28 protein-coding genes and 1 pseudogene are annotated in these 24,485 nt (G+C 53.5%); 11 read left to right on the plus strand and 18 right to left on the minus strand.

The window, feature by feature from the left end:
* Nucleotides 1–99: 99 nt before the first annotated feature.
* The 4 genes from aroL to AC2FCQ_RS09650 form a co-directional block, all read right to left on the minus strand.
* Nucleotides 100–624 (minus strand): shikimate kinase AroL, encoded by a 525-nt coding sequence (aroL, locus tag AC2FCQ_RS09635; protein WP_037423282.1) that lies wholly within the window; start codon nucleotides 622–624, stop codon nucleotides 100–102.
* A gap of 115 nt (nucleotides 625–739) precedes the next feature.
* Nucleotides 740–1,258 (minus strand): GNAT family N-acetyltransferase, encoded by a 519-nt coding sequence (locus AC2FCQ_RS09640; protein ID WP_209636643.1) that lies wholly within the window; start codon nucleotides 1,256–1,258, stop codon nucleotides 740–742.
* Nucleotides 1,259–1,348: 90 nt separating this feature from the next.
* Complete coding sequence (locus tag AC2FCQ_RS09645) at nucleotides 1,349–3,472, minus strand: TonB-dependent siderophore receptor (RefSeq protein ID WP_490308109.1); 2,124 nt, start codon at nucleotides 3,470–3,472, stop codon at nucleotides 1,349–1,351.
* Nucleotides 3,465–4,580, minus strand: coding sequence for an ABC transporter substrate-binding protein (locus AC2FCQ_RS09650; protein WP_490308111.1), 1,116 nt, complete (start codon nucleotides 4,578–4,580; stop codon nucleotides 3,465–3,467). The genes AC2FCQ_RS09645 and AC2FCQ_RS09650 overlap by 8 nt, the downstream gene beginning before the upstream one ends.
* A gap of 220 nt (nucleotides 4,581–4,800) precedes the next feature.
* On the opposite strand from AC2FCQ_RS09650, the gene AC2FCQ_RS09655 reads away from it, so the two are divergent.
* Nucleotides 4,801–5,262 carry a GNAT family N-acetyltransferase gene (locus AC2FCQ_RS09655; RefSeq protein ID WP_209636649.1) on the plus strand — a complete coding sequence of 154 codons (462 nt, stop codon included), beginning with the start codon at nucleotides 4,801–4,803 and terminating at the stop codon, nucleotides 5,260–5,262.
* On the opposite strand, the gene AC2FCQ_RS09660 is transcribed toward AC2FCQ_RS09655, so the two are convergent.
* Complete coding sequence (locus AC2FCQ_RS09660; protein WP_209636651.1) at nucleotides 5,263–5,820, minus strand: class I SAM-dependent methyltransferase; 558 nt, start codon at nucleotides 5,818–5,820, stop codon at nucleotides 5,263–5,265. It lies immediately after the preceding gene.
* 246 nt (nucleotides 5,821–6,066) lie between these two features.
* Complete coding sequence (locus AC2FCQ_RS09665) at nucleotides 6,067–6,351, minus strand: YdgH/BhsA/McbA family protein (RefSeq protein ID WP_490308112.1); 285 nt, start codon at nucleotides 6,349–6,351, stop codon at nucleotides 6,067–6,069.
* Between the two features lie 308 nt (nucleotides 6,352–6,659).
* On the opposite strand from AC2FCQ_RS09665, the gene AC2FCQ_RS09670 reads away from it, so the two are divergent.
* A complete protein-coding gene (locus AC2FCQ_RS09670) occupies nucleotides 6,660–7,838 on the plus strand; it encodes a low temperature requirement protein A (protein ID WP_209636654.1) in 1,179 nt (392 codons plus the stop codon).
* A gap of 32 nt (nucleotides 7,839–7,870) precedes the next feature.
* On the opposite strand, the gene AC2FCQ_RS09675 is transcribed toward AC2FCQ_RS09670, so the two are convergent.
* Nucleotides 7,871–9,235 (minus strand): esterase-like activity of phytase family protein, encoded by a 1,365-nt coding sequence (locus AC2FCQ_RS09675; protein WP_490308114.1) that lies wholly within the window; start codon nucleotides 9,233–9,235, stop codon nucleotides 7,871–7,873.
* Nucleotides 9,236–9,679: 444 nt separating this feature from the next.
* On the opposite strand from AC2FCQ_RS09675, the gene aqpZ reads away from it, so the two are divergent.
* Nucleotides 9,680–10,375 (plus strand): aquaporin Z, encoded by a 696-nt coding sequence (gene aqpZ / locus AC2FCQ_RS09680; RefSeq protein WP_037423302.1) that lies wholly within the window; start codon nucleotides 9,680–9,682, stop codon nucleotides 10,373–10,375.
* Nucleotides 10,376–10,477: 102 nt separating this feature from the next.
* On the opposite strand, the gene AC2FCQ_RS09685 is transcribed toward aqpZ, so the two are convergent.
* Nucleotides 10,478–11,248, minus strand: coding sequence for a class I SAM-dependent methyltransferase (locus AC2FCQ_RS09685; RefSeq protein ID WP_490308115.1), 771 nt, complete (start codon nucleotides 11,246–11,248; stop codon nucleotides 10,478–10,480).
* A gap of 115 nt (nucleotides 11,249–11,363) precedes the next feature.
* On the opposite strand from AC2FCQ_RS09685, the gene AC2FCQ_RS09690 reads away from it, so the two are divergent.
* The 3 genes from AC2FCQ_RS09690 to AC2FCQ_RS09700 all read left to right on the plus strand — a co-directional run bounded on the left by AC2FCQ_RS09690 (nucleotide 11,364) and on the right by AC2FCQ_RS09700 (nucleotide 13,680).
* Nucleotides 11,364–12,149 carry a helix-turn-helix transcriptional regulator gene (locus AC2FCQ_RS09690; RefSeq protein WP_490308116.1) on the plus strand — a complete coding sequence of 262 codons (786 nt, stop codon included), beginning with the start codon at nucleotides 11,364–11,366 and terminating at the stop codon, nucleotides 12,147–12,149.
* A 126-nt stretch (nucleotides 12,150–12,275) separates the two neighbouring features.
* Nucleotides 12,276–13,031: a DUF2076 domain-containing protein gene (locus AC2FCQ_RS09695; protein WP_209636663.1), complete on the plus strand. Its 756-nt coding sequence runs from the start codon at nucleotides 12,276–12,278 to the stop codon at nucleotides 13,029–13,031.
* Between the two features lie 97 nt (nucleotides 13,032–13,128).
* Nucleotides 13,129–13,680 (plus strand): GNAT family N-acetyltransferase, encoded by a 552-nt coding sequence (locus AC2FCQ_RS09700; protein WP_490308117.1) that lies wholly within the window; start codon nucleotides 13,129–13,131, stop codon nucleotides 13,678–13,680.
* Here AC2FCQ_RS09700 and AC2FCQ_RS09705 read toward each other — a convergent pair.
* The 5 genes from AC2FCQ_RS09705 to AC2FCQ_RS09725 all read right to left on the minus strand — a co-directional run bounded on the left by AC2FCQ_RS09705 (nucleotide 13,677) and on the right by AC2FCQ_RS09725 (nucleotide 16,683).
* Nucleotides 13,677–13,931, minus strand: a complete 255-nt coding sequence (locus AC2FCQ_RS09705) for an ABC transporter ATP-binding protein (protein ID WP_209636667.1) — start codon at nucleotides 13,929–13,931, stop codon at nucleotides 13,677–13,679. The two genes, AC2FCQ_RS09700 and AC2FCQ_RS09705, sit on opposite strands and share 4 nt — an antisense overlap.
* A gap of 86 nt (nucleotides 13,932–14,017) precedes the next feature.
* The gene (locus AC2FCQ_RS09710) at nucleotides 14,018–14,470 is read right to left on the minus strand and encodes a thiol-disulfide oxidoreductase DCC family protein (RefSeq protein WP_209636669.1); all 453 of its coding nucleotides are present in this window, start codon (nucleotides 14,468–14,470) and stop codon (nucleotides 14,018–14,020) included.
* A gap of 64 nt (nucleotides 14,471–14,534) precedes the next feature.
* Nucleotides 14,535–14,870, minus strand: a complete 336-nt coding sequence (locus tag AC2FCQ_RS09715; RefSeq protein WP_404760194.1) for a hypothetical protein — start codon at nucleotides 14,868–14,870, stop codon at nucleotides 14,535–14,537.
* A gap of 172 nt (nucleotides 14,871–15,042) precedes the next feature.
* Nucleotides 15,043–15,669 carry an isochorismate family cysteine hydrolase YcaC gene (gene ycaC / locus AC2FCQ_RS09720; protein ID WP_490308119.1) on the minus strand — a complete coding sequence of 209 codons (627 nt, stop codon included), beginning with the start codon at nucleotides 15,667–15,669 and terminating at the stop codon, nucleotides 15,043–15,045.
* Nucleotides 15,670–15,795: 126 nt separating this feature from the next.
* Entirely contained in the window at nucleotides 15,796–16,683 is an 888-nt protein-coding gene (locus tag AC2FCQ_RS09725; RefSeq protein ID WP_265554697.1) for a pirin family protein, read from the minus strand.
* 126 nt (nucleotides 16,684–16,809) lie between these two features.
* On the opposite strand from AC2FCQ_RS09725, the gene AC2FCQ_RS09730 reads away from it, so the two are divergent.
* Entirely contained in the window at nucleotides 16,810–17,718 is a 909-nt protein-coding gene (locus AC2FCQ_RS09730) for a LysR family transcriptional regulator (RefSeq protein ID WP_209636677.1), read from the plus strand.
* Here AC2FCQ_RS09730 and AC2FCQ_RS09735 read toward each other — a convergent pair whose 3' ends face one another.
* Together AC2FCQ_RS09735 and AC2FCQ_RS09740 are read right to left on the minus strand one after the other, a co-directional pair.
* Entirely contained in the window at nucleotides 17,719–18,102 is a 384-nt protein-coding gene (locus AC2FCQ_RS09735) for a VOC family protein (RefSeq protein ID WP_490308121.1), read from the minus strand.
* A 1-nt stretch (nucleotide 18,103) separates the two neighbouring features.
* Nucleotides 18,104–18,886, minus strand: a complete 783-nt coding sequence (locus tag AC2FCQ_RS09740) for a DeoR/GlpR family DNA-binding transcription regulator (RefSeq protein WP_490308122.1) — start codon at nucleotides 18,884–18,886, stop codon at nucleotides 18,104–18,106.
* 134 nt (nucleotides 18,887–19,020) lie between these two features.
* Here AC2FCQ_RS09740 and AC2FCQ_RS09745 point away from each other — a divergent pair, with 134 nt between their 5' ends.
* Entirely contained in the window at nucleotides 19,021–19,710 is a 690-nt protein-coding gene (locus tag AC2FCQ_RS09745; RefSeq protein ID WP_265554701.1) for a ZIP family metal transporter, read from the plus strand.
* Between the two features lie 107 nt (nucleotides 19,711–19,817).
* Entirely contained in the window at nucleotides 19,818–20,435 is a 618-nt protein-coding gene (locus tag AC2FCQ_RS09750) for a hypothetical protein (RefSeq protein ID WP_209636685.1), read from the plus strand.
* Between the two features lie 9 nt (nucleotides 20,436–20,444).
* Here the strand turns inward: AC2FCQ_RS09750 and AC2FCQ_RS09755 are convergent, their stop codons facing one another.
* The 3 genes from AC2FCQ_RS09755 to pagP form a co-directional block, all read right to left on the minus strand.
* The gene (locus AC2FCQ_RS09755) at nucleotides 20,445–20,708 is read right to left on the minus strand and encodes a putative hemolysin (RefSeq protein ID WP_209636687.1); all 264 of its coding nucleotides are present in this window, start codon (nucleotides 20,706–20,708) and stop codon (nucleotides 20,445–20,447) included.
* A 108-nt stretch (nucleotides 20,709–20,816) separates the two neighbouring features.
* Nucleotides 20,817–21,302: a YjjA family protein gene (locus AC2FCQ_RS09760; RefSeq protein ID WP_490308123.1), complete on the minus strand. Its 486-nt coding sequence runs from the start codon at nucleotides 21,300–21,302 to the stop codon at nucleotides 20,817–20,819.
* A 248-nt stretch (nucleotides 21,303–21,550) separates the two neighbouring features.
* Nucleotides 21,551–22,144: a lipid IV(A) palmitoyltransferase PagP gene (gene pagP, locus AC2FCQ_RS09765; RefSeq protein WP_404760200.1), complete on the minus strand. Its 594-nt coding sequence runs from the start codon at nucleotides 22,142–22,144 to the stop codon at nucleotides 21,551–21,553.
* Nucleotides 22,145–22,954: 810 nt separating this feature from the next.
* On the opposite strand from pagP, the pseudogene AC2FCQ_RS09770 reads away from it, so the two are divergent.
* Both AC2FCQ_RS09770 and AC2FCQ_RS09775 read left to right on the plus strand, forming a co-directional pair.
* Nucleotides 22,955–24,379, plus strand: a pseudogene (locus AC2FCQ_RS09770) (alpha-keto acid decarboxylase family protein); the annotation flags it as partial.
* 10 nt (nucleotides 24,380–24,389) lie between these two features.
* The coding region (locus tag AC2FCQ_RS09775) for a hypothetical protein (protein WP_047353184.1) at nucleotides 24,390–24,485 on the plus strand (96 nt) is incomplete at its 3' end.

The following is a 24,485-nucleotide window of genomic DNA, read 5'->3' on the forward strand; positions in this document are numbered from 1 at the left end:
CCAACACTCAGACGCGTGAGGCGGTTCGACACGGGGGAAAGCAGGGGAAATGCAGAGAATCGGGCACAGCCTAGTGTGCCCGCACGTACCCTTTAGGTATTACTTTACCGTTTCACGCTGTAACGCGGCGAGGATCTGAGCCACCACCTGTTGTGGGTTGCCGGTACCGTCCATCACGTAATGCGCAGCTTCCTGATACAAGGCTTCGCGAGCGGCCAACACTTCCAACATCTCTTCGGCAATAGGGCGGCCGGTCAAGGTTGGGCGCTGTGCGTCTTGTGGGTATTCTTCCAGTCGTTGTGCCAGTACGTCAGCCGGCGAGCGCAGGTAAATCACCGTGCCGTGCTGACGCATAAAGCGGCGGTTCTCTTCTGCCAGGATTGCACCACCGCCGGTGGCAACTACAGTTGACGGTTGCGTCACGGTTTGCAGCGCGATGCTTTCACGGCGGCGAAACCCCAGCCAGCCTTCTTTTTCGACCATTTCCGCCACGCTCATCTGCGTGGTCTGCTGCATAAACAGATCGGTATCGATGAATTGATAGCCCAGCGCCAACGCCAGTGCATTGCCCACCGTGGTTTTACCGGCTCCGCGAGCGCCGACCATGAAAATGGTTTGTGTCATTACGGGTTGTCCCTTATACGGTGACGTGATTGCGTTTGCATGCCAGAATCTGGCGTGCAGATCGTGCGATGGCGTAGTTGCTGCATCATACCGCCATCAGCCTGTATTTCAATATTTACGACAGTGTAAATTCCATGGCACAGCGGCTGTCCGCAGCAAAACCCTGCGCACTGTCTTCAGCCAACTGATGCTTCAATGACGCACTGAGTTGCTGGGCGGCGATCGGCCTGAACCCAAGGCGCTGGTAATAGGGTGCGTTCCAGGGCACATCAATAAAAGTCGTCAACGTCAAACGCTGTGCGCCTTGCAATGCCGCCTGTGCTGCAACCTCCGCGATCAAACGTCGGCCAATGCCCTGGCGCTGCCAATTGGCGGCTACCGACAGCTCGGCGATATGCCAATCCTGTGATTGCGGTATGACGGCAATAAAGCCGGCGACCTCTCCTGACGCGCCTTCAACCAACCATTCGTGTTGCCGCTGAATAAAATCAGCATGCTGTTCTGAACTCATCACCGGGCCTTCGGCGATAAAACGCCAGGCAGGCTGTTGATGAAACAGCTGCGCCGCCGAGCGCTCAACGGCGATCAACTGAGCGATATCCTGCGGCTGCGCTAAACGGATTTGCAGGCTCATCGGGTTCTCCTTAACGTCAGGGCCGGCTATTTAATCAGATTTACCCGGCGGCAGATACCGGCCGCCGGGCAGACATTCCTGTGCGTAAAATCAGAAGTCGACGCTGGCACGCAGCACCACTTCACGTGGTTCTCCCACAGCAACGCGCAAATTGCCACCGCTGGACGGGTAATAGGTTTTGTCGAACAGGTTCTTCACGTTTAACTGCCATTTCACCTGGTAACCCTTCACCGGTAGAGTGTAAGCAGCAAAAGCGTCGGCAACAGTGTAGTTGTCGAGATTAAAACTGTTGGCGGCATCACCAGGGCGGCGCCCCACATAGCGTGCACCTGCACCCACGCGCACGTTATCTCCGCTGTATAGCCCCGTTGATCCCAGATCCTGGGTCATAAACAGCGAGGCAGTATGACGCGCCACGTTGGTCATTTCTTTGCCTTTGTTGTCGGGATCATCCACTACCCGCGCATCGGTATAAGCATAAGAACCGATCAGGCTCAACGAATCGGTAATGTTGCCTGCAACATCCAACTCCACGCCCTGAGAACGCACACGTCCTGCAGTGCGGGTGACGGTTTCACCATTTACCAATTCGTTGACCATCACGTTGCGTTTAGTGATGTCAAACAGCGCCAGCGTGCCGGTAATACCCTTTGGCAACTCAACCTTGCTCCCCACTTCCCAGGCCTTGCCTTGTTCCGGTGGCAGCGAACCAATCTGGCTGGCAATGGAAGAGTTCGGCTTGAAAGATTCGGTGTAACTGCTGTACAGCGAGACATTCGGCGTCAGCTTGTAGACCACCCCGGCACGCGGTATCAGCTTGCTGTCGGAACTGTCGGTATTGGTGACAAAGGGTCGCCCTTTCCCGGCGAAAACGTCAAAGGCGTCATAGCGCAAGCCACCCATCACCAACCACTTTTCGGTCAGTTGGATAGAATCCTGCATAAACCAGCCATAACTGGTGAGGTTTTCACGCTGATCGCTGTCTTTGGCGCTGACGGCATTCGAGGTCGGCATCAGGCCATACACCGGATTATAGATGTTGAAATCGCTGTTCTTTTTGCCGCGAATCATGTCGCCGCGGTAGGTGCGGTTATCTTCAAAATCAAACCCGAATAGCATCTGGTGGTTGGTTTTGCCCCAATCGACGTCGCCATTGAACGTCAGCTGTACCGCGTTGGCATGGCTGACAGCATGGGCCGTAGAGTCGGCCTGGCGCGACAACACCCCCGTATCAGGGTTCAGCGCCAGCGCACGTGCCTGATTATCGCTGTAGCTATTGCGGCTGTAAGCGTAGGTCAGCGAGCTTTTCCAGCTTTCATTCAGTACCTGATCGACCTGCAGCGTAACGCTGTCCTGATCGCCCCGCGTGGCGTTATAGCTTTCGTCAAAACGGCGATCGCGCGGCGTATTCACCGGCTTGCCAGTGCGTGAATCAATGATGGTCCCGCGATCAAAGGGCACCAAGTATTCCATATGTTCGTAAGCCACACGCACCGTGGTGCTTTCGCCGTACCACATCAACGAAGGCGCAATCACCGTTTGGCGATTGCGTCCAAAATTGCGCCAGTAATCGGTTTCATCGTGATCGACAATCATCCGATAGGCAAAACCAGAGGTGCCCAGCGGCCCGGTAACGTCTAACTGGCCGCCGCCGCCTTTAAAGCTGCTGCCCCACCCTTCCACATGCGTGTGCTGCTGCAACTGCGGCTTTTTGGTGATCATATTGATCATCCCGCCCGGCTCGCCCATGCCGTATAGCATAGATGCCGGACCTTTCAATACCTCAACCCGCTCAGTGGTCGGGGTAAAGTTGCGTGCCTGAACCGAACGCACGCCGTCGCGCAGAATGGAGCCATCGCGGTTATCGCCAAAGCCACGTTTCATTACCGCGTCCTGGGTGCCTCCCAACGTGTTTGCCTGTGTGATGCCGCTGACGTTATACAGCGCCTCGTCCAGGCTGCTGACAGCCTGATCGGTAATCACTTGTTGCGGGACAACGTCGATAGCCTGCGGCACGTTCAGCAGAGAGGTTTCGCTACGGGTACCGGTCACGCTTGTCAGCGGCTGGTAGCTTTTTACACCGTCCGATGGTGGTTGACCCACCACCACCAGGGTTTCACTCTTTTCTGCTGTTTTGTCGACGCTGAACGCCGGGGCCGATGCACAGGCCGCCAGAGGCAATGCGCACCACCAGCCACGCTGGGTGTTATTCATTATTTAACTGACTCCAATAAGTCCCTGAAAAAGGTAACGGCAAAAATTGTTGATATAACTGCTTAAAGGTCTGCTGCGGGTTGATGTCTGCAAACAGATCCGGGTAGAAAGCTTTAGCGAACATCTCAACGGCCACAACGTGGTAAGGGCTGAGATAGAAGTTGTGCCAGATGCTCCAGGCCTGGTGGTTTTTTACCGCTTTCAGGTTGGCGAGCATCGGCTGCTTTTGCATGATCATCCGGAAGCTTTCGTCAGCTTCCTTCTGGGTGACCAAGGGCCCAAGGCGCAGATCGGAAAAACGCTTGCCCTCTGGCCCGGCCATGCCGGTAGCAATATAGATATCGGGATTAGCGGTCAAAATGGTTTCCGGGTTCAGCTCACCATAAACGCCTTTGATGCTGGCATTGGCGATATTGTCCCCGCCGGCAAAAGCCAGCAGATCGCCGAGGTTGCCATGTGCCGCCGTAGTGCAACAGGTTTCACGCCGCCCAAGGTGCAAATGCAGCATTACCTTGGGTTTTGGCCCCTTGTAGCCTGCCAATCGCTGCTGGATCACCGCCATATGCTGCTGGTAGAAGCTGATGAACTGCTCCGCGCGCTGCTGACGATTGAGAACTTCCCCCAGCAAACGGACACTCGGCACGGTGTTATTCAGCAAGTCGACCCGTAAATCGACGTAGATCACGGCGATTCCGGCCTTACTCAGCGTATTGAGCAACAAATCACTGTCACCCTCTTCCCGCGCGTAACGTGCGAGAATCACCAGATCCGGCTTTAACTTGATCAGGTTTTCGCTATTAACCTGGCGGAAATTCCCCTTGCTAATGGAAGGGATCGCTTTGATCTGCGGAAACTTTTGTGTGTAAAGCTGCCAGCTTTGCGCATCAAAACGCGCCATGTCTTCCGGCCAGCCGACGATACGCTGAGCGGGATTCCCCGGCTCCAAGAGCGCCAGCGTATACAACATGCGGCTTTCGCCCAACACGATGCGTTGCGGGTTATCCGGCACATCGACCTGACGACCGGTAATGTCAGTCACCATTTTCGCCTGAACGCTAAAAACGCCGAGCAACAGAGAAAGCAGCAGTAAAACGAGGGGATTGCGCATGAACAGGCCGGATCAAGGTAAGAATATGCGCGCATGATAATCACTCTCATTAACACTTTCAATCACAACCCGCGCCAGGCGGCCTAAATCCGCTGAATGACGCTGTTTCGCCGCTGATACATGCAAAACCGCTGTAAATACGGTTTTATAAAGTTAAAAAATCGGGCGATAATTCAATAAAAGGTGGGCTAGCGTGGCAGGTAATCCAGGAGGAACAACGATGACCCAACGTATTATCCCATTGGTGGAATGTCCCCATTTTAGCGACGTCTGTGCCGCATGGGCATTTGGTCAGTGGGGCTCCCAGCGTGGCGGTTCGCTGGAACGCACGCGCCAACGATTTGCACAGTGCGCACAACCCAGTGAAGACTACACCACGCTGTTGGTGCTCGAGGGGGAATGCCCGCTGGGTATGGCTAGCCTATGGCCAAGTGACGATCATCACCGGATGGATCTTTCCCCTTGGCTGGCAGGCGTATTTGTTCATCCAGACCACAGACGACAAGGTATCGCTCAGCGCCTGGAGGCGGCCATCGTGCAACTGGCGCGCCAGCGCAACCACCCTGTCCTGCATCTGATTACCGATAAATCCGAGGCGTTGTATTCAGGCTGGGGCTGGCAAACCATTGAGCGTCGCCAGCAATATGGCGGCGACGTGGTAGTGATGGAAAAAAGGCTTTAGTTAACGCGGCGTGCAGATATAGACCAACGCCGGGGGGAAATTACGGACGACCCGTAGCCGTTTCCAATGGAAATAGCGAGACAACAGCTTTTCCGACAAATGGCTGTATTGAAACAACACCAGCGTGCCATTGCGCGCGCGCAAGCAGTGCTGCGCCTGTTGCAAAATACGAATACTGATTTTAAGCGGGATGGATAACAAGGGCAGGCAAGAGAATATCACGTCGTAATCGCGGGCCATCTCTTCGGCGGAACGGTCCATTACCTGCAAACGACGGTCGTCAATTTTCCGCAGTTGATGCACAAAATGAGATTGAATTTCAAAGGCCTCAAGCGAGGCATCGGCGCGCATACGTCCCAATATACGCTTGGTCAACACGCCGTCAGCCGCGCCTAATTCTGCAATGGACAGTGCCCCGGTCCATTCAATCTGATTCAGCATCGCCTGGCATAACCAAGGGGAAGAAGGCGCCAGCGTACCGACAGTACGCGGCGAAGCCATAAACTGCTGGAGATAGCTAAAGTGGTTCTTCAGTTGCAGCCGTGTCGCATTTAACATTGGGGCCTCCTTACGTTGAGTAGCCACCAATCTGAACTCAATTTCTTAAGTATTCATTAACATGTTTCCTAAAACCACCGACACAGTTGTAATGAAATGCAACCGACAGACGAAAAGATAAAAAAAGGCTGCGAAAATAATCTTCAGGTAATCAATAAACAGCATTACCGGTCAGATTATATTCCACAGCCGTTTGTTTTATCGGCCACCCTTTACAGTGACCGAGGTTTATTTACTGCCAGGCGATTAACGGTATATTTCTGCATTACCACGCCAGTTGCTGGAATCCCCCGGGGTGTCCAGCCCGATAATACGAATACTGCTGGCGCCATCCGCCTGCGCTTTTTCTTTCAGCGCGTGAACCGCATCGGCTGGAGAGCCACTAACGCCGGAAACCGACACTACGCCAAGGCTTTGCATGCTGCTGGCCTGTTCAGTATTCACCTGTTTTACTGATGACAGCGGCGCTGCAAATGAAGGAAATGAAGCGGCTGCCAAAAGAACTGCTGCGATGCCAGGTAATAGTTTCATGATTAACTCCAGATGTTTTTGTTTATTTTCTCGTATCAGTGGAGTTAATTATCTACCAGGCAATGAAAGCAGACGTAATCCAATGTAAAGAACATCAATCATTGTGATGAAAATAAGGAGGAAGTGCATGCAGATATGTCTTTGGCTGGGTAACGCGGGGGTAATGTTGCCACTCTACCCCTGGCAGATGACAATTAAAAGTCCGTTTGGCCAAATGCGATAAAAATCCTCATCTTTAAGATTCTTCTCTTAGCACCCGCGACTGAACTACGCTATTTCTGAAGGTTATCATTATGGAAGGACTCCCTATGTCGCAAACCTTACTGCGTGTGCGTGATGGCCATGGTGCCTCGGTTTCATTTTCAGAACTGCTGTTCGATCTGATTTACGTTTTTGCCGTTACCCAGCTCTCTCACTATCTATTGCACCACCTGACACTGACCGGCGCGCTCGAAACGCTGTTGCTTTGGTTCGCCGTCTGGCTGGCCTGGCAGTACACCGCTTGGGTCACCAACTGGTTTAACCCGGATACCCGCCCTATCCGCATCCTGCTGTTCGGCATCATGCTATTGGGGTTGTTCGCCTCTTCTGCGCTGCCACACGCGTTTGGCGAGCGTGGCCTGCTGTTCGCACTGTTTTACGTGGCTATCCAGGTTGGGCGTTCACTGGTGATCTTAAATCTACTGCCCATCGGCCACCCATTAAAACAAAATTTCCGCCGCATTCTTGGCTGGATGTGCATTTCAGCGGTGTTCTGGATCCTGGGCGGGTTGGCGGAAGGCAACTACCGGCTGTTGCTGTGGGCAATAGCCGTATTGTGCGAATACGTTTCGCCCATGTTCGGTTTCCGCTTGCCGGTACTCGGTCGTTCCGACAGCAGTAGCGAATGGACTATCGAAGGCCATCACCTGGCGGAGCGCTGCCAATTGTTCGTGATCGTGGCGCTGGGTGAAACCATTCTGATTACCGGTTCGACCCTTAGCGAAATGGCGTCCTGGAACCCACCGGTACTGATTGCCTCGCTGGTTGCCTTTCTCGGCAGCCTGGCGATGTGGTGGGTTTATTTCGATACCAGCAGCAAAGCCGGCAGTCACGCCATTAGCCAGGCGGAAAACCCGGGCCAACTGGGCGCCAACTTCCACTATGTTCACGTGATACTCGTCGGTGCCATCATCGTTTGCGCCGTCGCCAACGAACTGGTGATTGCTCATCCTGACGGCCATATTAACAACGTTACGGCAGCGGTACTGCTCCTCGGTCCTGCAATCTACCTGTTCGCTAACGCCTTGTATAAAAGGTTGGTTTATCGTCGCTTTCCCCTATCGCATCTGGTGGGGCTCATTGCGCTGGCAGTGCTGGCACCAATCGCCTACCTCACCGATTTACTGATGGTGAACGGTTTGACCACGTTGATTATGGTGGCGGTCGCGGTGTGGGAGAGCATTTCACGAGGCAGGACGCCGCAGGTCAGCGGCACTCACGGATAAAAACAGGGGGCATCGGCCCCCTGTTGCCGTCTCTACTTCAGCGGCTGCGGCAGCGTCAGCACCCACAATTCGCTGAGCGACTCCGGTTTCTCCAGCGGTTGCAGCTCAATACGGGCCGACACGGTTTTACCGTCCAGGCTCAGGTTACCCTGCTTATCCAACTGATAGTCGCCGATTTTCTTCGCCTTGGGCTGTGCGTCCACCAGCTTGGCCTGCAGGCCAAAATCGTTATCGTTAATCACCGCCAGAGTGTGATCGTCGATCAGCGATAGACCCTCTACCTTCTCCTGCTGCCAACCCAATTTGCGCAGATCAACCACTTCACGCTTCTGCGCCAGCTTCACGTCGCGCTTGGCGAGCGCTTGCGCATCGTCAAACTCCAGCGCTTTGCCCTTGCCTTCGAAGGCCGTCAGATCGGTCGCCTGACTGAGATCGACCAGATAGATCTTGTTGATCATCTGCTTGTCTTTATCGCTGCCCTGCTCAACCAACAGGATGTGTTGGTTGTCTACAGCCACAATGTCACCCACTTTGGCGTCTTTGGCCTTTTTATAGCTGTCGATATCGATCGGGTAGCCGTACATCGCCGTTTTGCCGCTGGCCGGATCAAAACTGACCAAGCGCGTAAACTGTGCTTTGTTCTTGGTCTTGCCGTCCACGTCGAGCGTGCTCTGCACCGCCGCCAGAATACGCCCGTCCGGCAGGCGGGTGATGCCTTCAAAACCGCGGTTCGGCTGACGCCATTTGATGATATTCGGCAATCCGCCTGCCACCGCGTGCTCTCCCTGCTCCGGCGTCGGGCCGTATTTGGCGAGGATCTTGCCCTGATTGTCGATATGGATCAGGAACGGGCCATATTCATCACACAGCCAATAACCGCCTTTTCCATCCGCCGTAATGCCTTCGGTATCCAGCCCGCGCGGATCGCCCTGCAAGATTTTCAGCGTATCACTCAACGCAACTTCATTGGTTGAACCAATCAGACCTGCCGGCAGCGGCAGCCCGCTAATCGGCCCTTGCTGGTCATGCAGTGGGCGTGAATTGCTGGCAACCGCCTTCCCCCCACCGACACGAATGTCCATCAACAGCGGAACGAAAGCAGGGTTAGCGAAAATTTTGGCGTCCTGTTCACCGACCGTAGGCGCATCGGCATTCGGGCCGCGATCGGTCACTGTCGTCAACAGCAGGTCATTGCCTTCACGACTATTGAATACCAGACCCGAGCCGATACCTACCGGCAATCCCTGTGGGAAGTGCTTAGCGAATGCGCCCTGGTAACTCACATGCTCACCACCAGGAAAACTGACAATATAGCGTGCAACCTCAACGTCAGTGGCGGCATAGGACAACAGAGGGAATAACGAACTGATTAACAGTGAAACCGATTTTATTTTCATGGTTATGGCTCAAAATTAAGAATGTAGGCTTGGCAGTTTGCCAATGTATTCGCTCCACATGACAATCTTATGACAAGCCCACTAATACCATGAATTGGCTTGAAAATTAAAGATGGCAAATAGGAATTAACAATTAACGCGGACAAAACCAATGGAAAAAACATAGGAGAGTGAAAATTTAACGCTAGCTATTTTCAACAAAAAAAACCTGTCGCTTAAGCTTAGGGTAAATTCTTATAACAAAGATAAAAAAAACAGCAAACGCGCCGTAATTAGAAAAATATAGCCGTATTCGCATAGACAAAGTTAATTCCCAGGGATTTAATATCCACCGTTATTCAAGGTGCATTAAGAAAATATTGATAGAAACCTGCATTAACTTAAAAAGGTGTTCTATAGTTTTTAGTGCTAACGCCCGTTAGTATTTTCCGTAGGATGGAATCTATGTCAAAGCGACTTTTTGCCGAATTTTTTGGCACATTTTGGTTGGTGTTCGGTGGTTGTGGTAGCGCCGTATTAGCAGCAGCATTCCCACAGCTGGGTATTGGTTTTCTCGGTGTCGCACTCGCTTTTGGTCTTACCGTGGTAACAATGGCCTATGCCGTTGGCCATATTTCTGGCGGGCATTTTAACCCAGCCATTACCGTGGGGTTATTTGCCGGTGGCCGTTTTGCCGCAAAAGATGTTATTCCTTACGTGATTGCTCAGGTGATTGGCGGGATTGCTGCAGCGGCGGTGTTGTATTTAATCGCCAGCGGTAAAGCAGGTTTCGATGCCACTGCTGGCGGCTTTGCCTCCAACGGTTACGGTGAACACTCACCGGGTGGTTATTCTCTGCAATCTGCTATCGTCATTGAATTGGTGCTGACAGCATTTTTCCTGATCGTTATTCATGGTGTCACGGACAAACGTGCGCCAGCCGGTTTTGCTCCCTTAGCGATTGGTTTGACATTAACGCTGATTCACTTGATCAGTATTCCGGTAACCAATACTTCTGTTAACCCTGCGCGCAGTACCGGCGTGGCCATCTTCCAAGGTACCTGGGCATTGCAACAGCTTTGGGTATTCTGGCTAGTCCCCTTAGTGGGCGGTGCTATCGGTGGCCTGATTTATCGCTGCCTGTTGGAAGACAAAAAGTAATTTATACCCGGTAATACTCTGTCAGGGCAGCCGCTATATCCGATGGTTTTCCGCGTATTTCTCGCGGAAAGAGGAAGGGTATATTGGTTGCCCTGACGTTATTTATCCCCTGCTCACTTCAAACATCATGATATCGCTGGTAAATGATCCGTCTGGCTGGATGGCGAAATGCCGCAGCACATCTTCAGAAACCCCTTGTTGAAACGCACGAATAGCCGTAACGAAATGCTCTGGCGTACGCATGCGCGCCACCCAGCTGCTAAATTCCAGATACAACCGATCTGACGTCACCTCTCGTACCTGCAACCCAGATTCTGTTATCAAGCTCAGCCATTCGCCCGGTGCATAATTGCGGACATGTGACGTATCGCGCAGGACTTCAACGGTTTGCAGATAGATATCCAACAAAGGATGCCCTGGTGAGACCACATCCATAAAGATAGCTTTTCCACCCGGCTTCAGCACCCGACGCACTTCGCGCAATGCCTGGCCAACATCATGCCAGTGGTGCGCCGAATAACGGCTGATCACCAGATCAAAGCTGGCATCATCAAACGGCAGTGATTCGGCTACGCCCTGCTGCACCTGGATATTAGTAAAGCCTTTATCCGCTGCGGCCTGGCTTACTACCGCCAGCATCTGTACCGATAAGTCGTAAGCCACCACCTGCGCCACTTTTGCCGCAGCCGTAAAACTGGCGTGTCCTGCACCACAGCCCAGATCGAGCAGCCTGGCATCGGCATGGGGTTCCAGCAGCAACCCCAGTCGTTGTAAATCCTTCCCCTGCGCATGGACTGCGCTGGTCAGATAAGCGCTGGCCTGCTCGCCAAACTGACGATCGACCGCATTTTTATGGCTGTTGCTCTTGCTCATATGTGCCCCATTTATTGTATGGCTTACGCCTGTGCCGGATGACTTTTGTTACTATAATCAGCTTAATATACGGGTACAATATGAGCAGTTATCCTAGTATCAGGGGTACCAGTCTATGCAATCAGAAGCCTTATCCGGTCCCAAGGCACTCGGTGCCTTTTTGCGTGCCCACCGTGAGCGTATTACACCGGAAATGCTGGGTTTACCCAGCGCACCACGCCGTCGCACCAGCGGCCTGCGCCGTGAAGAGTTGGCGCAAATCAGTGGTATTAGTGCCACGTGGTATACCTGGATTGAACAGGGCCGGGAGGTGTCCATCTCTCCGCATACACTGGCACGCATTGCCAAAGCGCTCCGTTTGGGGCATGCCGAACGCCACTATTTATTTACCCTGGCGCGGGTGGCCGATCCCGAACAAGAACAGCATCAGGAAATGGCTAACAGTGCGGTTTTACAAAGCGTTCATCAGGTTGCGGTGCCTTGCTATCTCCTGGATGTCACCTGGAATGTCGCGGCCTGGAATGCACCTGCGGAAAGCCTGTTCAGCGGCTGGCTGGGCCAAACCAACACGCCCAATCTGCTGCACTTTATGTTTTTCCATCCGTTAGCGAAAACGCTGGTCAGCGACTGGGAAGATCGTGCGCGGCGCGTGGTCGCCGAGTTTCGAGCCGAAACCAGCCATCACCAAAATACCGAAGAGATTCGTGCCTTTGTGCGCAATATGACCCACAACAGCGAGGCGTTTAACCACTGGTGGAAACAGCACGATGTCATGGCACGCGAAGGGGGCGAAAGGGGGTTCGAACACCCCCAACGCGGTCCCTTACGCTTTCAGCAACTGACGTTTCATCCTGCGGAAAACAGCGGGCTAAAGCTGGTGATGTTAATCCCTTTGCCGTAACTGGTAACAAATTCATAATCAGGTTTACCTACCATTTATTTATTGCTTCATACAAACGCGCTAGGGTGAGAGTTACCGATGATATCGATCATCCAGTACCGTAATTAATCTCCTTGAGGTAATCCTATGCAATCTGAAGAACAACGCCTTATCGATGGTCTGTTTGGCCGCTTGAAAGATGCCGAGACCAAGACAGGCCAGAGGGATCTCCAGGCAGAGCAGCAAATCAATCAGCACATTCGTGAGCAGCCTTCAGCACCTTATTACATGGCGCAGGCAATGATTATTCAGGAAGCGGCCTTGAAGCAGCTGGACCAGCGGGTAAAAGATCTGGAAAGCCAGATTGCCCAACAACAGCAAAATAGCGCCAACCAGCAAAGCAGCGGCGGTTTCCTGGCCGGCCTGTTTGGCGGCGGTAACCGCAACACGCCAAGCCCGCGTGAGCAATATCAGGCGCAACAGCAGAACAACGCGGCATGGAACAATCAGCCGCAAGCAGGCTACGCTCCACAGCAGCAGCAACCCGCTTATAGCCAGCCACAACAGGCGGCACCTTCACGTGCTGGCGGGTTCCTTGGTGGCGCATTGCAAACTGCAGCCGGCGTAGCGGGAGGGGTGGTGCTCGCCGATATGCTAACCGGCATGTTCCGCCATTCACAGCCGGAAGAGATTGTGAACATTATCGATGAGACACCGGCAACGCCGGTGGATGACAGCGCAATGCGTAACTTCGACGCATCCAATAATCTCGATACCTTTAATAACGGTGGCGACAGCCGTTTCCTCAACCAGGATAACGGGTTCCAGAACGCGGACTATCAAAACGACGATAGTAACGACTTCTCTGATGACGACTACAACGACGACGATTCGTTTATCTGATCATTCCCCCTCTCCACCTGGAGAGGGGGGTGTGTTCCCTTCTCCGCACAGCGGGTCTACAGTTAAACCTGCCTTTTACCGCAGCTGACGAGAAACCATGCCACAGACTCACCCTACCGCTCCTTTTATTAGCGCCCGTCTGCTGATGCGCCCGCCCGTCGCCGACGATCTAGCTCGCTTTTACGCCATTTTTGGCGATCCCGACACGCAACGTTTTAATCCGGCCGGCCCCATTGCCAGCGAGGCGCAGGCGCAGCGGGCGTTGGCTGAACGGATCGAAAATTGGCAGCATCACGGCTACGGCTCTTGGGCTATTGTGCGGCTTGAGCGACCGGAATGGGTCATCGGTTTTGGTGGGATATCCTGGCGGCCGCTGGGCGCGCAGCGCAGGGTGAATCTGGGTTATCGTTTTGATACGCAGGTTTGGGGCGGTGGGTTAGCCACAGAACTGGCACAGGCCTCACTCGAATTTGGTTTCGAACATCTACGGCTGGCAGAAATCTCTGCGATTGTGCGTGAAAAAAACCTGGCCTCACGCCGCGTGCTGGAAAAAGCGGGTTTACGTTTGGTCGATACCCTGGATGACGTGCCTGGCGATACGCCAAGCCTGGTTTACAGTATCACAAGCCGTGAATATCAGGGTCGCTAAGCCGGTGGTTCATCGTTGATTTTCGCCAAAACCCGGCGATAGGACTTCACTTTTTGACGCTTCTTCAGCCAGGTCGTGGTGGAGACGATAAAAATCAGCCCTGACATCGTCAAGACCCCCATCGGATGACCGTAAAACACCATCATGGCGAAGTAAATGGCAGAGACAATTGCTACCCATTTCGCCGTATTCCCCACCGCGTTCTTTTCCTGACTTAAACGGCGGAGATGCTCTTCTTCACTGATTCCCATACACGCTCCTTTTCGGCTGAATGCTCCATTATATGCGGCCAGAGTGCTGATATTTCAATCGATTAAAGGGTAAAGAAGCGTAAAGTTCAGCGGGTATAGTCAGAGCGATGATGCAAATAACGCCCCGGCAGATGCTCCCCGGGTAAGGCGGTGCCTTCATTGCGGCCAAACAGCCGGTAGCGGTTGCTGGCCACCAGGTTATAAAACGCATCCGCCAGCCGAGGGGGGAGAAAACGCGCCAGCGCCAGTAACCGAAATGGCCAACCAAGCTGGCGCATTGCCTGAAAAAAAGCTGCCGATCTTAGCCAGTACTGCCCTTGTTCAAGATACACAATGGAGTCAATACGGTCGGTCGGTAAGCCCAACCCGCCTAAGATGGCTTGCCCTTCCGCAGATTGCACCGTAGCCAGCAGGATCTTGCCCTGCCGATCCGCACGGATCAAAAATCTCACCAGTCCGTGGCACAGGTTGCATTCGCCATCGAATAACAACACCCGATCATCAGGTTGGAGATAAGGGGGGAGCGTTAATAGATTCATCCTGCCTCCTGAGGAAAACCTCCTCAGACTACCCTGCATTCCCCCTCAGAGCTAGCCGGTCCGTTTAAGGCGCGAGGGGCACGGGTGGCGTATCTGGCAAGGCAACGACAGAAACACGGACTTCATAATGTTTGGCGCTACTTGCCGGGATCACCGCAGTGAGCTTATTGATGGTTTCGGTTGGGTTATCGCTGGCGGACGTCGCGCAGAACAGTTCCCCTCCGTGACAGAAACCCGGTTTAGGCATATGTCCGCCCGGGAACGGGGGTAAGCGGAAACCTTGTTCTGCCAGCGGTGGGGCATTTTTATCTGCCGGTGCCGGAGCGGAAAGCGCGCTAACGCTGAACAGCGTCACAGCAGCCAAAAAAGGCAGTGTCAGTACGTTAATTGCATTTTTCATGTCATGTGTCCTCATTTGCCGGGATTGGGCTTAACCTACCCCGCCCCCGGCCAATGAGAAAGCCGCTTTTCACGACCTTTTCACCCCGATGATCTTTGCTTACATCCCGCCGCTAACGTGATGAAAATTTAAGGATTATGTAAAGAATCATCGGTTTTTCTTTCTCGCGGGATTACTTGCCTTTGGTCAGCGTGCTGTAGCTGGTCATCAGGTTGCGGTAATCAGGAATATGGTTGGAGAACAAGGCCCCCAGCCCTTCCACATCATTGCGCCAGTCGCGGTGCAGTTCACAGGCGACGCCGAACCAGGTCATCAGCTGCGCACCTTCGGCTTCCATGCGGCTCCACGCCGATTGACGCGTCAGTTCGTTGAAGGTGCCGGACGCATCGGTAACCACAAACACCTCAAAACCTTCGCTGAGGGCGGACAGCGCCGGGAAAGCTACGCAGACTTCGGTGACGACACCGGCGATGATCAGCTGCTTACGGCAGGTGGCTTTCACTGCGTTGACGAAATCCTCGTTATCCCAGGCATTAATCTGGCCAGGGCGCGGAATAAAGGGGGCATCGGGGAATTGAGCCTTTAGCTCAGGCACCAGCGGGCCGTTAGGGCCATCTTCGAAACTGGTGGTCAGAATGGTTGGCAGGTTGAAATACTTCGCTAAATCACCCAGCGCCAGTACGTTATTTTTAAAACGATCGGGATCGATATCGCGTACAAGAGAAAGCAGCCCTGCCTGATGATCCACCAGCAAAACGACGGCCTGATCCTTATCGAGGCGTTTGTAGTTTGCAGTCATGGTTTACTCCTTTTGGGATTGATTATCGCGGTTAAAAGTTGCCTTTGACCGACAGGCCAAAGCGCAGAGGTTACCTAAGTGTAGAACCCGATCCGGAGATCACTTTCCGGATCGGTTCTGAGATGCTTATTGCGGGCTGGCGTCATGTTCTGCCGTCATGCTGCCAAACTTGCCACCGTTGAAGTCACGGAAAGCCTGCTGGATCTCCGCGTCGCTGTTCATCACGAACGGGCCATAACCTACGATAGGCTCGTCGATTGGCTCGCCACTCAACACCAGCAAAGCAACATCGTTATTGGCTTCGATAGTGATCGTATCGCCCGCACGATCAAACCTGACCATTTGGGTTTCACGTACCACTTCCTCGCCGTTAACGTGAACAGCACCGTGCAATATCACCAGCGCCAGCGTATGGCCTTCTTTTACCGTCAACGTGGTGGTATGGCCTGCATTTAACTTCATGTCCCAAACGTTGAGCGGGCTGAAGGTGCGTGCCGGGCCGTCGTGACCGTCAAAGTTGCCGGCAATTACGCGAATTTGCCCTGCCCCATCCGCCAGCGGAACGACCGGAATATCGGCATTCAGCAGCGTCTGGTAACCCGGCTCGGCCATTTTGTCTTTGGCTGGCAGGTTCACCCACAGCTGCACCATTTCCATGGTGCCGCCATTGCGCGAGAAATTCCGTGAATGGAATTCTTCGTGCAAGATGCCCGAAGCAGCGGTCATCCACTGAACATCGCCGGGGCCAATCACCCCGCCGCTACCGGTAGAATCACGGTGCTCCACTTCCCCCTGGTACACGATGGTGACCGTTTCAAACCCGCGATGCGGATGTTGACCGACGCCACGCGTGCCGGAGGCAGAACGGAACTTGGTGGGCGCGGCATGATCCAACAGCAGGAACGGGCTCATTTCCGCCCCCAGATCGTTATAGGAGAACAGCGAATTCACCAGGAAACCGTTGCCGACCCAGTGGGCTTCAGGGCTGTTGTAAATACCGAGGATTTTTTTCATCTTGAACTCCTGTTTCAGGTCTCACGACCTTACGTTGATGCCAGAAGTTTAATCCAGCCCCCTTTGCTGCAGTAGTCGTCAAGATGTACACTCAGCGTTCTATATATAGGACGATAAGGACAGGCGATGTTCACCGATTTAAACGATCTGTTTTATTTCGCCAGCGTGGTCGATCATCAGGGGTTCGCCCCCGCCAGCCGCGCGCTGGGCATACCGAAGTCAAAATTGAGCCGCCGTGTAGCATTACTGGAAGAACGCTTAAACGTGCGCCTTATTCAACGCTCAACGCGGCGTTTTTCTGTCACCGACGTGGGCCTGAATTACTACACGCACTGTAAGGCGATGCTGGTTGAGGCCGATGCAGCGCAACAGGCTATTGAACAAACCCGCGCTGAGCCATGCGGCACCGTGCGCATGTCTTGCCCGGTAGCCATCCTGCATACCCGGGTCGGCAGCATGGTCGCGGCTTTTATGGCCGATTATCCGAAAGTCACTGTGCACCTGGAGGCCACCAACCGCCGGGTTGACGTGGTCGGTGAAGGATTGGATCTGGCGATTCGCGTGCGGCCGCCACCGTTGGAAGACAGCGATCTGGTGCTGAAAATTTTGGCACAGCGAACCTGGTGTATCGCCGCCAGCCCTGCGCTGGTGAGAACCCTTGGCCCAGTACAACGACCGGAGGAATTGCGTAAATACCCCACGCTGGATCTCGGGCCGGCACGTGCACAGCACCTGTGGCAGTTGACCGGGCCCGACGGTGAAAAAATGGAATGGGAGCATAGGCCACGGCTGGTCACCGACGACATGCTGATGCTGCGAACCGCCGCAATTGCAGGGGCCGGGATTGTACAGCTGCCGTCTATGATGATGCGCGACGACATGTTGCGTGGCGAACTGGTACAGCTGTTGCCCGGTTGGCAGCCCCAGGGCGGCGTGGTGCATGCGGTCTTCCCATCACGCCGCGGACTGCTACCGGCGGTGCGGCTGCTGCTCGATTATCTGGCGCAGCAGTTCGCCACCCTCGAAGAAGAGTGATCAGGCCGTAATTTCTATGGCATTACCATCAGGGTCGCGGATGACTGCCTCGTAAAATCCATCACCGGTCTGGCGCGGCGCTGCCAGCAGGATCCCCTCTTGCTGCGCGCGCTGCGCCAACCGATCGACAAGGCCTTCGTCGCCGACCGACAGAGCTATATGCGCCCAACCCACACGCTCATTAGCCTGTTCCGCCGGCAATAATTCTGGCAGGCCCATAATTTCCAGCGTCGGACCGGTGGCCAGGCGAACAAAGCGGGACACAAATCCCGGGCGGTTGCGGCTAACATACAGATCCCCGGCAACGCCGTTGAAATAACGCTGCCAAAATGCCACTTGTGCATCAATATCGCGGGTCCACAGTGCAACATGGGCTATTTGCATTTCACTCTCCCGTAATTGAAGGGTTGTACACGACTTTGCCGCCGCTGTGAGTCACTTGCTGCTCAAGCTGCGGATGTCGACCAGGCGGCGTGACCAAATAATCAACCCGGCTGGCGGCCAGAAAAGGATAAGGGGCGTAGGTATTGAGTTTGTCGTCGGTGCACAACACCGCCACGTTGCCAGAACGCGTCAACAAACGTTTCTTAAACTGGGCATCCTGATAGTTCATCGCCGAAAAACCGCTGGTGGGGTCATAGGCACAGATGCCGGTAAACGCCAGATCGAAATGGAAACCGTCAATGTCCTGCACCGCTTTGGCGTCCACACAACCGCCAATATCCGCGTCCAGTTCACCGCCAATCAAAATAGTGCGGATCCCCGGTTGCTCCTGCATTTTACTGGCGATACTCAGTGCATTGGTCACCACGGTCAGCCGTTGGTCGCGCGGCAACAGCTCAGCCAGATAAAGGTGGGTGCTGCCGGCATCCAGGAAAATAACCTGCCCTTCTTTGATCAGCTCAAGCGCAGCCAGCGCCAATGCCTGTTTCTCATTACTGCTCAAACGTAGCCGCGCGCTTATAGGCCCGGTTGCTGGCGTGGGGGCCAGCGCGCCGCCATAAATGCGTTTGCACAAGTTTTGCGCCGCCAACTGGCGTAGATCGCGTCGAATGGTCGCTTCAGTCGTATTCAGGCGTTCCGCCATGTCAACGGCCAGCACGCGCCCCTGTTGCTGTAATGCAGTGAGGATAACCTCATGGCGTTGATTGGGTAACAGCTTGGACATTCTGTCTCTCGATGGCAAATAAGCGATCATAAATGTACACAAACGTACAAAAACGTACAAATGTTTTATGTCTTGCATCGACGTGTCAGGACTAAGCTAGACTGAGGTTCTACGTCACAGATAAAGGAATATTGATGACTTCTGCCGTGCTTTATACGCTGTTCCCCGCCGCAGCTACCCTTGTTGGTGCCGCCGTAGCGCTTTATCGCCGCCCTGGCGATGCGACCATGCGCATCATTCATCACTTTACCGCCGGTATTGTGTTTGCCGCCGCGGCGACCGAAATCCTGCCTGATCTCAAGCAACAATCACCCTGGGCGGTTCTGCTCGGGGGCAGCGTTGGCGTGTTGCTGATGCTGTTGGTCAGGCGCTTGGGGGAACGTGCTCAGGGGCCGGTTGGCTTTGTGGCCGCGGTCGGCATAGATATATTTATTGATGGCTTGGTTTTGGGGATCGCCTTTGCCGCCGGTGCAAAAGCCGGTTTGTTATTGACCCTGGCGCTCACGCTGGAAGTGTTATTTCTGGGATTATCGATCGTCGGGGACCTGCGTGATTTCCTCGGCAAACGGATAAGAGCCATGTTGGCAGTCGCCGGCCTAGCACTGTTGCTCCCCATCGGCGGGATGTTGGGTGCCCCCATTGCCACTCTGGGTGCCTTTTGGCTAACGGCATTTCTGGCCTTCGGCCTGATTGCCTTGCTCTATTTGGTCACGGAAGAACTGCTGGTCGAAGCACATGAAGGGGGTAAAGACACGCCGCTGACTACCGCTATGTTCTTTGCCGGTTTTTTATTGTTGTTACTGCTGGAAGAAGGGATGGGATGACTGCGCAATAATTTCATAGGGCAGAACAACTCACCTCGAACGATTTGGCTATACTGAGGCAAGCAACGTTACCGCAGAACGTAACGGCTTGGGCGCGAAGGAAAAAGATGCTGTCAAAAATTGCGAAGTGGCTATTTCAATTACCGGGCAGGCTGTTCGGAGGGGTTTTCAAGAATCGCCTGACAATATTTATCTTCTTTATGCTGATAGCTGCCGGGCTCTTCAGCGCTAAACGCTATCTGCGTGCGCATCAAAATGACGATGAGTTTATCAGCATTACCGCCACTGATTACAATCGGGCTATCCAGCGTGAATTGCCACTGCGAGAGGCGCGCGAGCAATGCGGTGGCCCGCTGCATGACAATGCGGGGCAGCCCTGGCCACCGTCAGCCGGTTACTTGCATCAACCGGAACACAAAACCACTGGCCGCTTGCAGCAACTGACGTTGGACAACCAAAACAACGATTTTGCCGTGCTGGTCAAACTGGAAACCCCCGGGGAACCACAACAACTGGCCGAGGTATTTATTCCCGCCGCAGGCAGCTTCAATATCAAAACCAATCCGGCCGGTGAATATGTGATGAAAATCAGAAATATCAAAAGCGGCTGTAACTTCCGCTCCAAGCCCTTCACCCTCAGCAGCCATCAAGACTGGCGCCTGCCGTTAAATACGCAAACGGGCGGCAGCGTGAAGCTGCAGCCCATCAGCGATCGTGAGTTTTAACCGAGGTACTTATTTCTTCACGGGATGATCGCGGCGGAACAACTCCCAGCTTTCAATTTCCTGGCCGTTAGGCAGGGTACAGGTGGAATACTGGCCATTGGCATTTTGCTTGGCGTTTAATTTCCCACCTATCTCTGTGCAATACACGTCTGCCGGATTCGCCATACCGATAGGTTTCATCTGCGGCGGCGGTGGCGCGTCGTTGGATTTCATCGTGCACCCCTGTAGCATCGCCATCCCAGCCAGCAGGGAGACCATTAGCATTTTTTTCATTTCTTCTCTTACCACTCCCGGCCCCAGTCAAACAGCAGTTAGCCCGTTTACACTATGGCGGGAAGAATTGGAAACGGCGGCAGCCTAGGCATACCGCCGTTTATGCCATCAGGAAATAAAGGACGCGCCCTGCTTCAGAACCAGATCACAGGCTTTCTGTTTCACTTTTTCGGTGATTTGCGACGTTCCCAGGCTGTTCAGATCCAGGCTCTTGCCTTCGCCTGTTTTCAGCAAACCGCCCAGCCCTTGCTGGTAGTCCTGGCTTTTGGCATTTTCAGTGCTGCTGATACCCAGCTTGCTCAGCAGTTGGTTTTTCACTGCCTCGGTTCCATTGGCTGACAATACGTTATTTTTCACACAGTACTGCAAAATACCGGCGGCGTTAGTCATGCTGCTGGAACTCAAGGCTTTATCGCCTCCGTTCAACAGACCGGTCAATGAAGACAGCGAAGTGCCGCCCGTGCTGCCACCTGGTTTGCTTAGCTCACCGGCTGCGCTGCTGAGAGAATCCATCAGCCCGGCAGCCTGAGCCGCCCCGCAAGCCATAGTCGTGGTCAATGTCAGCGCCAACAGTAAACGATGCTTGGTATTCATGGGGTAAAACTCCTGTTTATCTCGCCATCCCTTCGTCTTTCCCGTTTTCTCTGGGGTTCGGGAAATCTGCTGGGCATATCATGTGCAATAAGCGCAATGCGCCGGATCACCTCTTCGGACGCCACCTCCCGCGACAAGTTCCTTTTATCTGGCAATGCCGCGGTTTTTTCAGAATTCAGGTAATTTTCTGGTGGGAGAATGTACAAACAGGATGATAGAGAACGGCAGACCGAATGGCCCGCCGGTAATCAGAACTGCCAACGCAGCCAAGCGAAAAACACGTTGCCGTTATTGTAGGTACCAGGGATATAGGTCGCCTGGAAGGTCAATCGTTTATAACCGATAGACGCCAGCGGCAAAGGAGCCGGGATCGGAATGTATTTCCAGTTGTCACGCGCAGTGACACTGGCCGTAAAGCCCAGACCCAGACGGAAATCCTTGTCATCGAGTGGACGCCAGATCTTCTCATAAGCGTAACCACCGATCGGTTCCCACTTATTGAACGAATCCTTAAACACCATCATATAGAGGCCGTGCCAGTCACCGTCGCTATCGTAACGCGAGATACCATAGCCACCGCCCCAAGGCCGCTCGTTGTACGAGTCGATTTTTTCTTGGCTGTAGGTCAAACGGTTGTGCCAGGTGATGGCAGGCAGATAGATATCTTTATTGGGTGAGTTGTTCCAGGTCTCTGCCACGTTATCCGTGAAGCGCTGCCATAACCCCGGCTTTTCAGCCTGCGTAGCGTTGCTATTTTCTGCACCAACCTCAGCGTAAGAAGGTAGTGCAGAAAATATCAACGACATTGAGCAAGCTAACATTGTCCGTTTAAAAAACATCATAAACTCCTGTAAAAAATAAGGCCGGCGATTCTTACCGATCGCCACATCAAGATCAAGCTGTATCTTATTTACCCAACCTGTTTCTTACCCCTCGTTTTCCTTTGGTTAAGTTTAGTTGTCGCAAATGACAAAAGCCCGGCGTTGCGATTCGGGTCGCACAGGCTACTGCGCACCCAAGGCAGCGTCTGTCGGAATATTCCGCAATAGCGGCGATTCGCAGGAGCGACAAACAGCACACCAGCATGCGAGATAACTTCTTTTTTACGCTGAGCGTAGCAAAATGTTTACTGGCACCCGGCAACCGAATGTAACAGCGATCACGTTTTTGGTGGCTGCCGAAGCCCCGCCTTACAGGCGATCCAACCCCGATGAGGCTTTGCCTGCGCAATGGCAGTGTAAATGTCCAGTTACATACCACAGTAGAGAATGGCCGAACCCATAATTTTCAGGTTACAACTGGCGACGTAACCCGCAGGTAAAGTACCGGACGTTCATCTCCCCCTGCATGATCTGGCTAGAGAAGCCGGATTTTACATCTCTATTACATTCAATGAAAAATACCATTCGCAATATCCACACTCTTTATAGTGAATGTTCACCGCGTAAACCCGCGAATACAATCGACCGATCCCCCATACCTCTGCACCAACTTGAACAAGCCGACAGTTTAAATAATTGTTAAAGCTGATGAGCGCCCCCGGTTTGAAACGGGTGACGCATTATTTCACTGTTCGCTACACAACATCGCCAGCAATATTTTTTTGCTGCTCTCTGCCTGATAAAAGAAAGATAAAAAATCCGGAGAAACACATGAAAATCACTATTGGAGCTTTCATCCTGCAACAGCTCCGCACCCTGAACATCGATCGTATTTATGGCGTGCCCGGCGACTATAATCTGGCGCTGCTGGAATTGATCGAGCAGGATAGTCATCTTGAGTTTGTCGGTAACTGTAATGAATTGAATGCGTCCTACGCGGCCGACGGTTATGCGCGGCTAAAAGGCGCAGGAGCACTGATCACTACCTACGGCGTCGGCGATCTGGCCGCGCTGTCCGGCATTGCCGGCGCTTACGCCGAATCTGCACCGGTAGTTTGCCTGTCCGGTACACCGCCACTGCACGCGATGAAAAACCATCTGCTGTTGCACCATACGCTGGCGGACGGTAATTTTGATAACGTCATGAACTGCTTTAAACAATTTACCGTTGCCCAAGCGCTCATCACGCCTGAAAATGCCGCAGTGGAAATTCCTCGCGTTATTTCCCGCGCCTGGACGGAAAAGAAACCGGTTTATTTGCAATTGCCTTCTGATATTTGTGATGTAGAAATTGAAATCGCTCAGGCCGTCACCGCGCCGCAATTACCCCCTAGCGACAAATATAATGTGCAGTTGGCCGCTATGGCGCTGTTGGCACGGATAAAACTCGCGAAAAAACCGATTATTCTGGTCGACCAAATGGTAGACCGTTTCCAGTTACAGCAATTAGTGATCGACGTCGCTCATAAATTCGCGATTCCACTGACCAATATGCCAACGGCAAAATGCATTATTCCTGAAACCACGCCAGGTTGGATGGGCGGGTATAGCGGTAATTTGTCGCGCCCTGAGCTGTATGAACACATGGCGCATGCCGACTGCGTATTGAGCTTCGGCGTGCGTCTGGTAGATTCCACGACCGGCTATTTCTCGCATCGGATCCCGTCCGACGCACAAATTGATATTCAGCCGTTTTCGCTGAATCTGGGCAACACCTCCTACCCGGCGGTCGCTGCGGCAGATCTGTTGCAGGCATTGCTGGCACTGGGTGAAAACGTGGCAAACCACCACCCGGCACCGTTGCCTGAAGCACGCCATCGGTTGGCTACACCGAGCGAAACGCCGATCGACCAGGCTTATTTATGGCAACGTATACAGCGTTTTATTCGAGCCGATGACGTGGTTGTGGTCGAGAATGGGACTTCGGGTGCCGCGATTGGTGGCATGCGTATGCCGGACGGCGTCCAAGTGGTCAATCAGCCGATCTGGGGATCGATCGGGTACACACTGCCGGCACTGTTGGGTACCATGATGGCCGCACCGGATCGGCGGCACCTGTTGTTTATCGGTGACGGTTCTTTCCAACTCACCGCTCAGGAAGTTTCCACCCTGCTGCGCTACGATCAAAAGCCGATTATCTTCCTGATCAATAACGACGGTTACACCATCGAACGGGCTTTGTTGAATAAATCGAACTTTTGCTGAGTTGAAGGATCAGATCACGTATCTTCCCGACAACGCAGACCGTTCCGTGGCAAAGCAAAAGTTCAAAATCACCAACTGGCCCACCTACAATAAAGCC

Source organism: Serratia sp. CoH_134_PS_4 (genome assembly GCF_058190535.1).

What these genes read in the sequence shown, in the direction of transcription:
- aroL (WP_037423282.1), bottom strand. Translation starts at nt 624, where the DNA reads ATGACACAAACCATTTTCATGGTCGGCGCTCGCGGAGCCGGTAAAACC.
- AC2FCQ_RS09640 (WP_209636643.1), bottom strand. Translation starts at nt 1,258, where the DNA reads ATGAGCCTGCAAATCCGTTTAGCGCAGCCGCAGGATATCGCTCAGTTG.
- AC2FCQ_RS09645 (WP_490308109.1), bottom strand. Translation starts at nt 3,472, where the DNA reads ATGAATAACACCCAGCGTGGCTGGTGGTGCGCATTGCCTCTGGCGGCC.
- AC2FCQ_RS09650 (WP_490308111.1), bottom strand. Translation starts at nt 4,580, where the DNA reads ATGCGCAATCCCCTCGTTTTACTGCTGCTTTCTCTGTTGCTCGGCGTT.
- AC2FCQ_RS09655 (WP_209636649.1), top strand. Translation starts at nt 4,801, where the DNA reads ATGACCCAACGTATTATCCCATTGGTGGAATGTCCCCATTTTAGCGAC.
- AC2FCQ_RS09660 (WP_209636651.1), bottom strand. Translation starts at nt 5,820, where the DNA reads ATGTTAAATGCGACACGGCTGCAACTGAAGAACCACTTTAGCTATCTC.
- AC2FCQ_RS09665 (WP_490308112.1), bottom strand. Translation starts at nt 6,351, where the DNA reads ATGAAACTATTACCTGGCATCGCAGCAGTTCTTTTGGCAGCCGCTTCA.
- AC2FCQ_RS09670 (WP_209636654.1), top strand. Translation starts at nt 6,660, where the DNA reads ATGTCGCAAACCTTACTGCGTGTGCGTGATGGCCATGGTGCCTCGGTT.
- AC2FCQ_RS09675 (WP_490308114.1), bottom strand. Translation starts at nt 9,235, where the DNA reads ATGAAAATAAAATCGGTTTCACTGTTAATCAGTTCGTTATTCCCTCTG.
- aqpZ (WP_037423302.1), top strand. Translation starts at nt 9,680, where the DNA reads ATGTCAAAGCGACTTTTTGCCGAATTTTTTGGCACATTTTGGTTGGTG.
- AC2FCQ_RS09685 (WP_490308115.1), bottom strand. Translation starts at nt 11,248, where the DNA reads ATGAGCAAGAGCAACAGCCATAAAAATGCGGTCGATCGTCAGTTTGGC.
- AC2FCQ_RS09690 (WP_490308116.1), top strand. Translation starts at nt 11,364, where the DNA reads ATGCAATCAGAAGCCTTATCCGGTCCCAAGGCACTCGGTGCCTTTTTG.
- AC2FCQ_RS09695 (WP_209636663.1), top strand. Translation starts at nt 12,276, where the DNA reads ATGCAATCTGAAGAACAACGCCTTATCGATGGTCTGTTTGGCCGCTTG.
- AC2FCQ_RS09700 (WP_490308117.1), top strand. Translation starts at nt 13,129, where the DNA reads ATGCCACAGACTCACCCTACCGCTCCTTTTATTAGCGCCCGTCTGCTG.
- AC2FCQ_RS09705 (WP_209636667.1), bottom strand. Translation starts at nt 13,931, where the DNA reads ATGGGAATCAGTGAAGAAGAGCATCTCCGCCGTTTAAGTCAGGAAAAG.
- AC2FCQ_RS09710 (WP_209636669.1), bottom strand. Translation starts at nt 14,470, where the DNA reads ATGAATCTATTAACGCTCCCCCCTTATCTCCAACCTGATGATCGGGTG.
- AC2FCQ_RS09715 (WP_404760194.1), bottom strand. Translation starts at nt 14,870, where the DNA reads ATGAAAAATGCAATTAACGTACTGACACTGCCTTTTTTGGCTGCTGTG.
- ycaC (WP_490308119.1), bottom strand. Translation starts at nt 15,669, where the DNA reads ATGACTGCAAACTACAAACGCCTCGATAAGGATCAGGCCGTCGTTTTG.
- AC2FCQ_RS09725 (WP_265554697.1), bottom strand. Translation starts at nt 16,683, where the DNA reads ATGAAAAAAATCCTCGGTATTTACAACAGCCCTGAAGCCCACTGGGTC.
- AC2FCQ_RS09730 (WP_209636677.1), top strand. Translation starts at nt 16,810, where the DNA reads ATGTTCACCGATTTAAACGATCTGTTTTATTTCGCCAGCGTGGTCGAT.
- AC2FCQ_RS09735 (WP_490308121.1), bottom strand. Translation starts at nt 18,102, where the DNA reads ATGCAAATAGCCCATGTTGCACTGTGGACCCGCGATATTGATGCACAA.
- AC2FCQ_RS09740 (WP_490308122.1), bottom strand. Translation starts at nt 18,886, where the DNA reads ATGTCCAAGCTGTTACCCAATCAACGCCATGAGGTTATCCTCACTGCA.
- AC2FCQ_RS09745 (WP_265554701.1), top strand. Translation starts at nt 19,021, where the DNA reads ATGACTTCTGCCGTGCTTTATACGCTGTTCCCCGCCGCAGCTACCCTT.
- AC2FCQ_RS09750 (WP_209636685.1), top strand. Translation starts at nt 19,818, where the DNA reads ATGCTGTCAAAAATTGCGAAGTGGCTATTTCAATTACCGGGCAGGCTG.
- AC2FCQ_RS09755 (WP_209636687.1), bottom strand. Translation starts at nt 20,708, where the DNA reads ATGAAAAAAATGCTAATGGTCTCCCTGCTGGCTGGGATGGCGATGCTA.
- AC2FCQ_RS09760 (WP_490308123.1), bottom strand. Translation starts at nt 21,302, where the DNA reads ATGAATACCAAGCATCGTTTACTGTTGGCGCTGACATTGACCACGACT.
- pagP (WP_404760200.1), bottom strand. Translation starts at nt 22,144, where the DNA reads ATGATGTTTTTTAAACGGACAATGTTAGCTTGCTCAATGTCGTTGATA.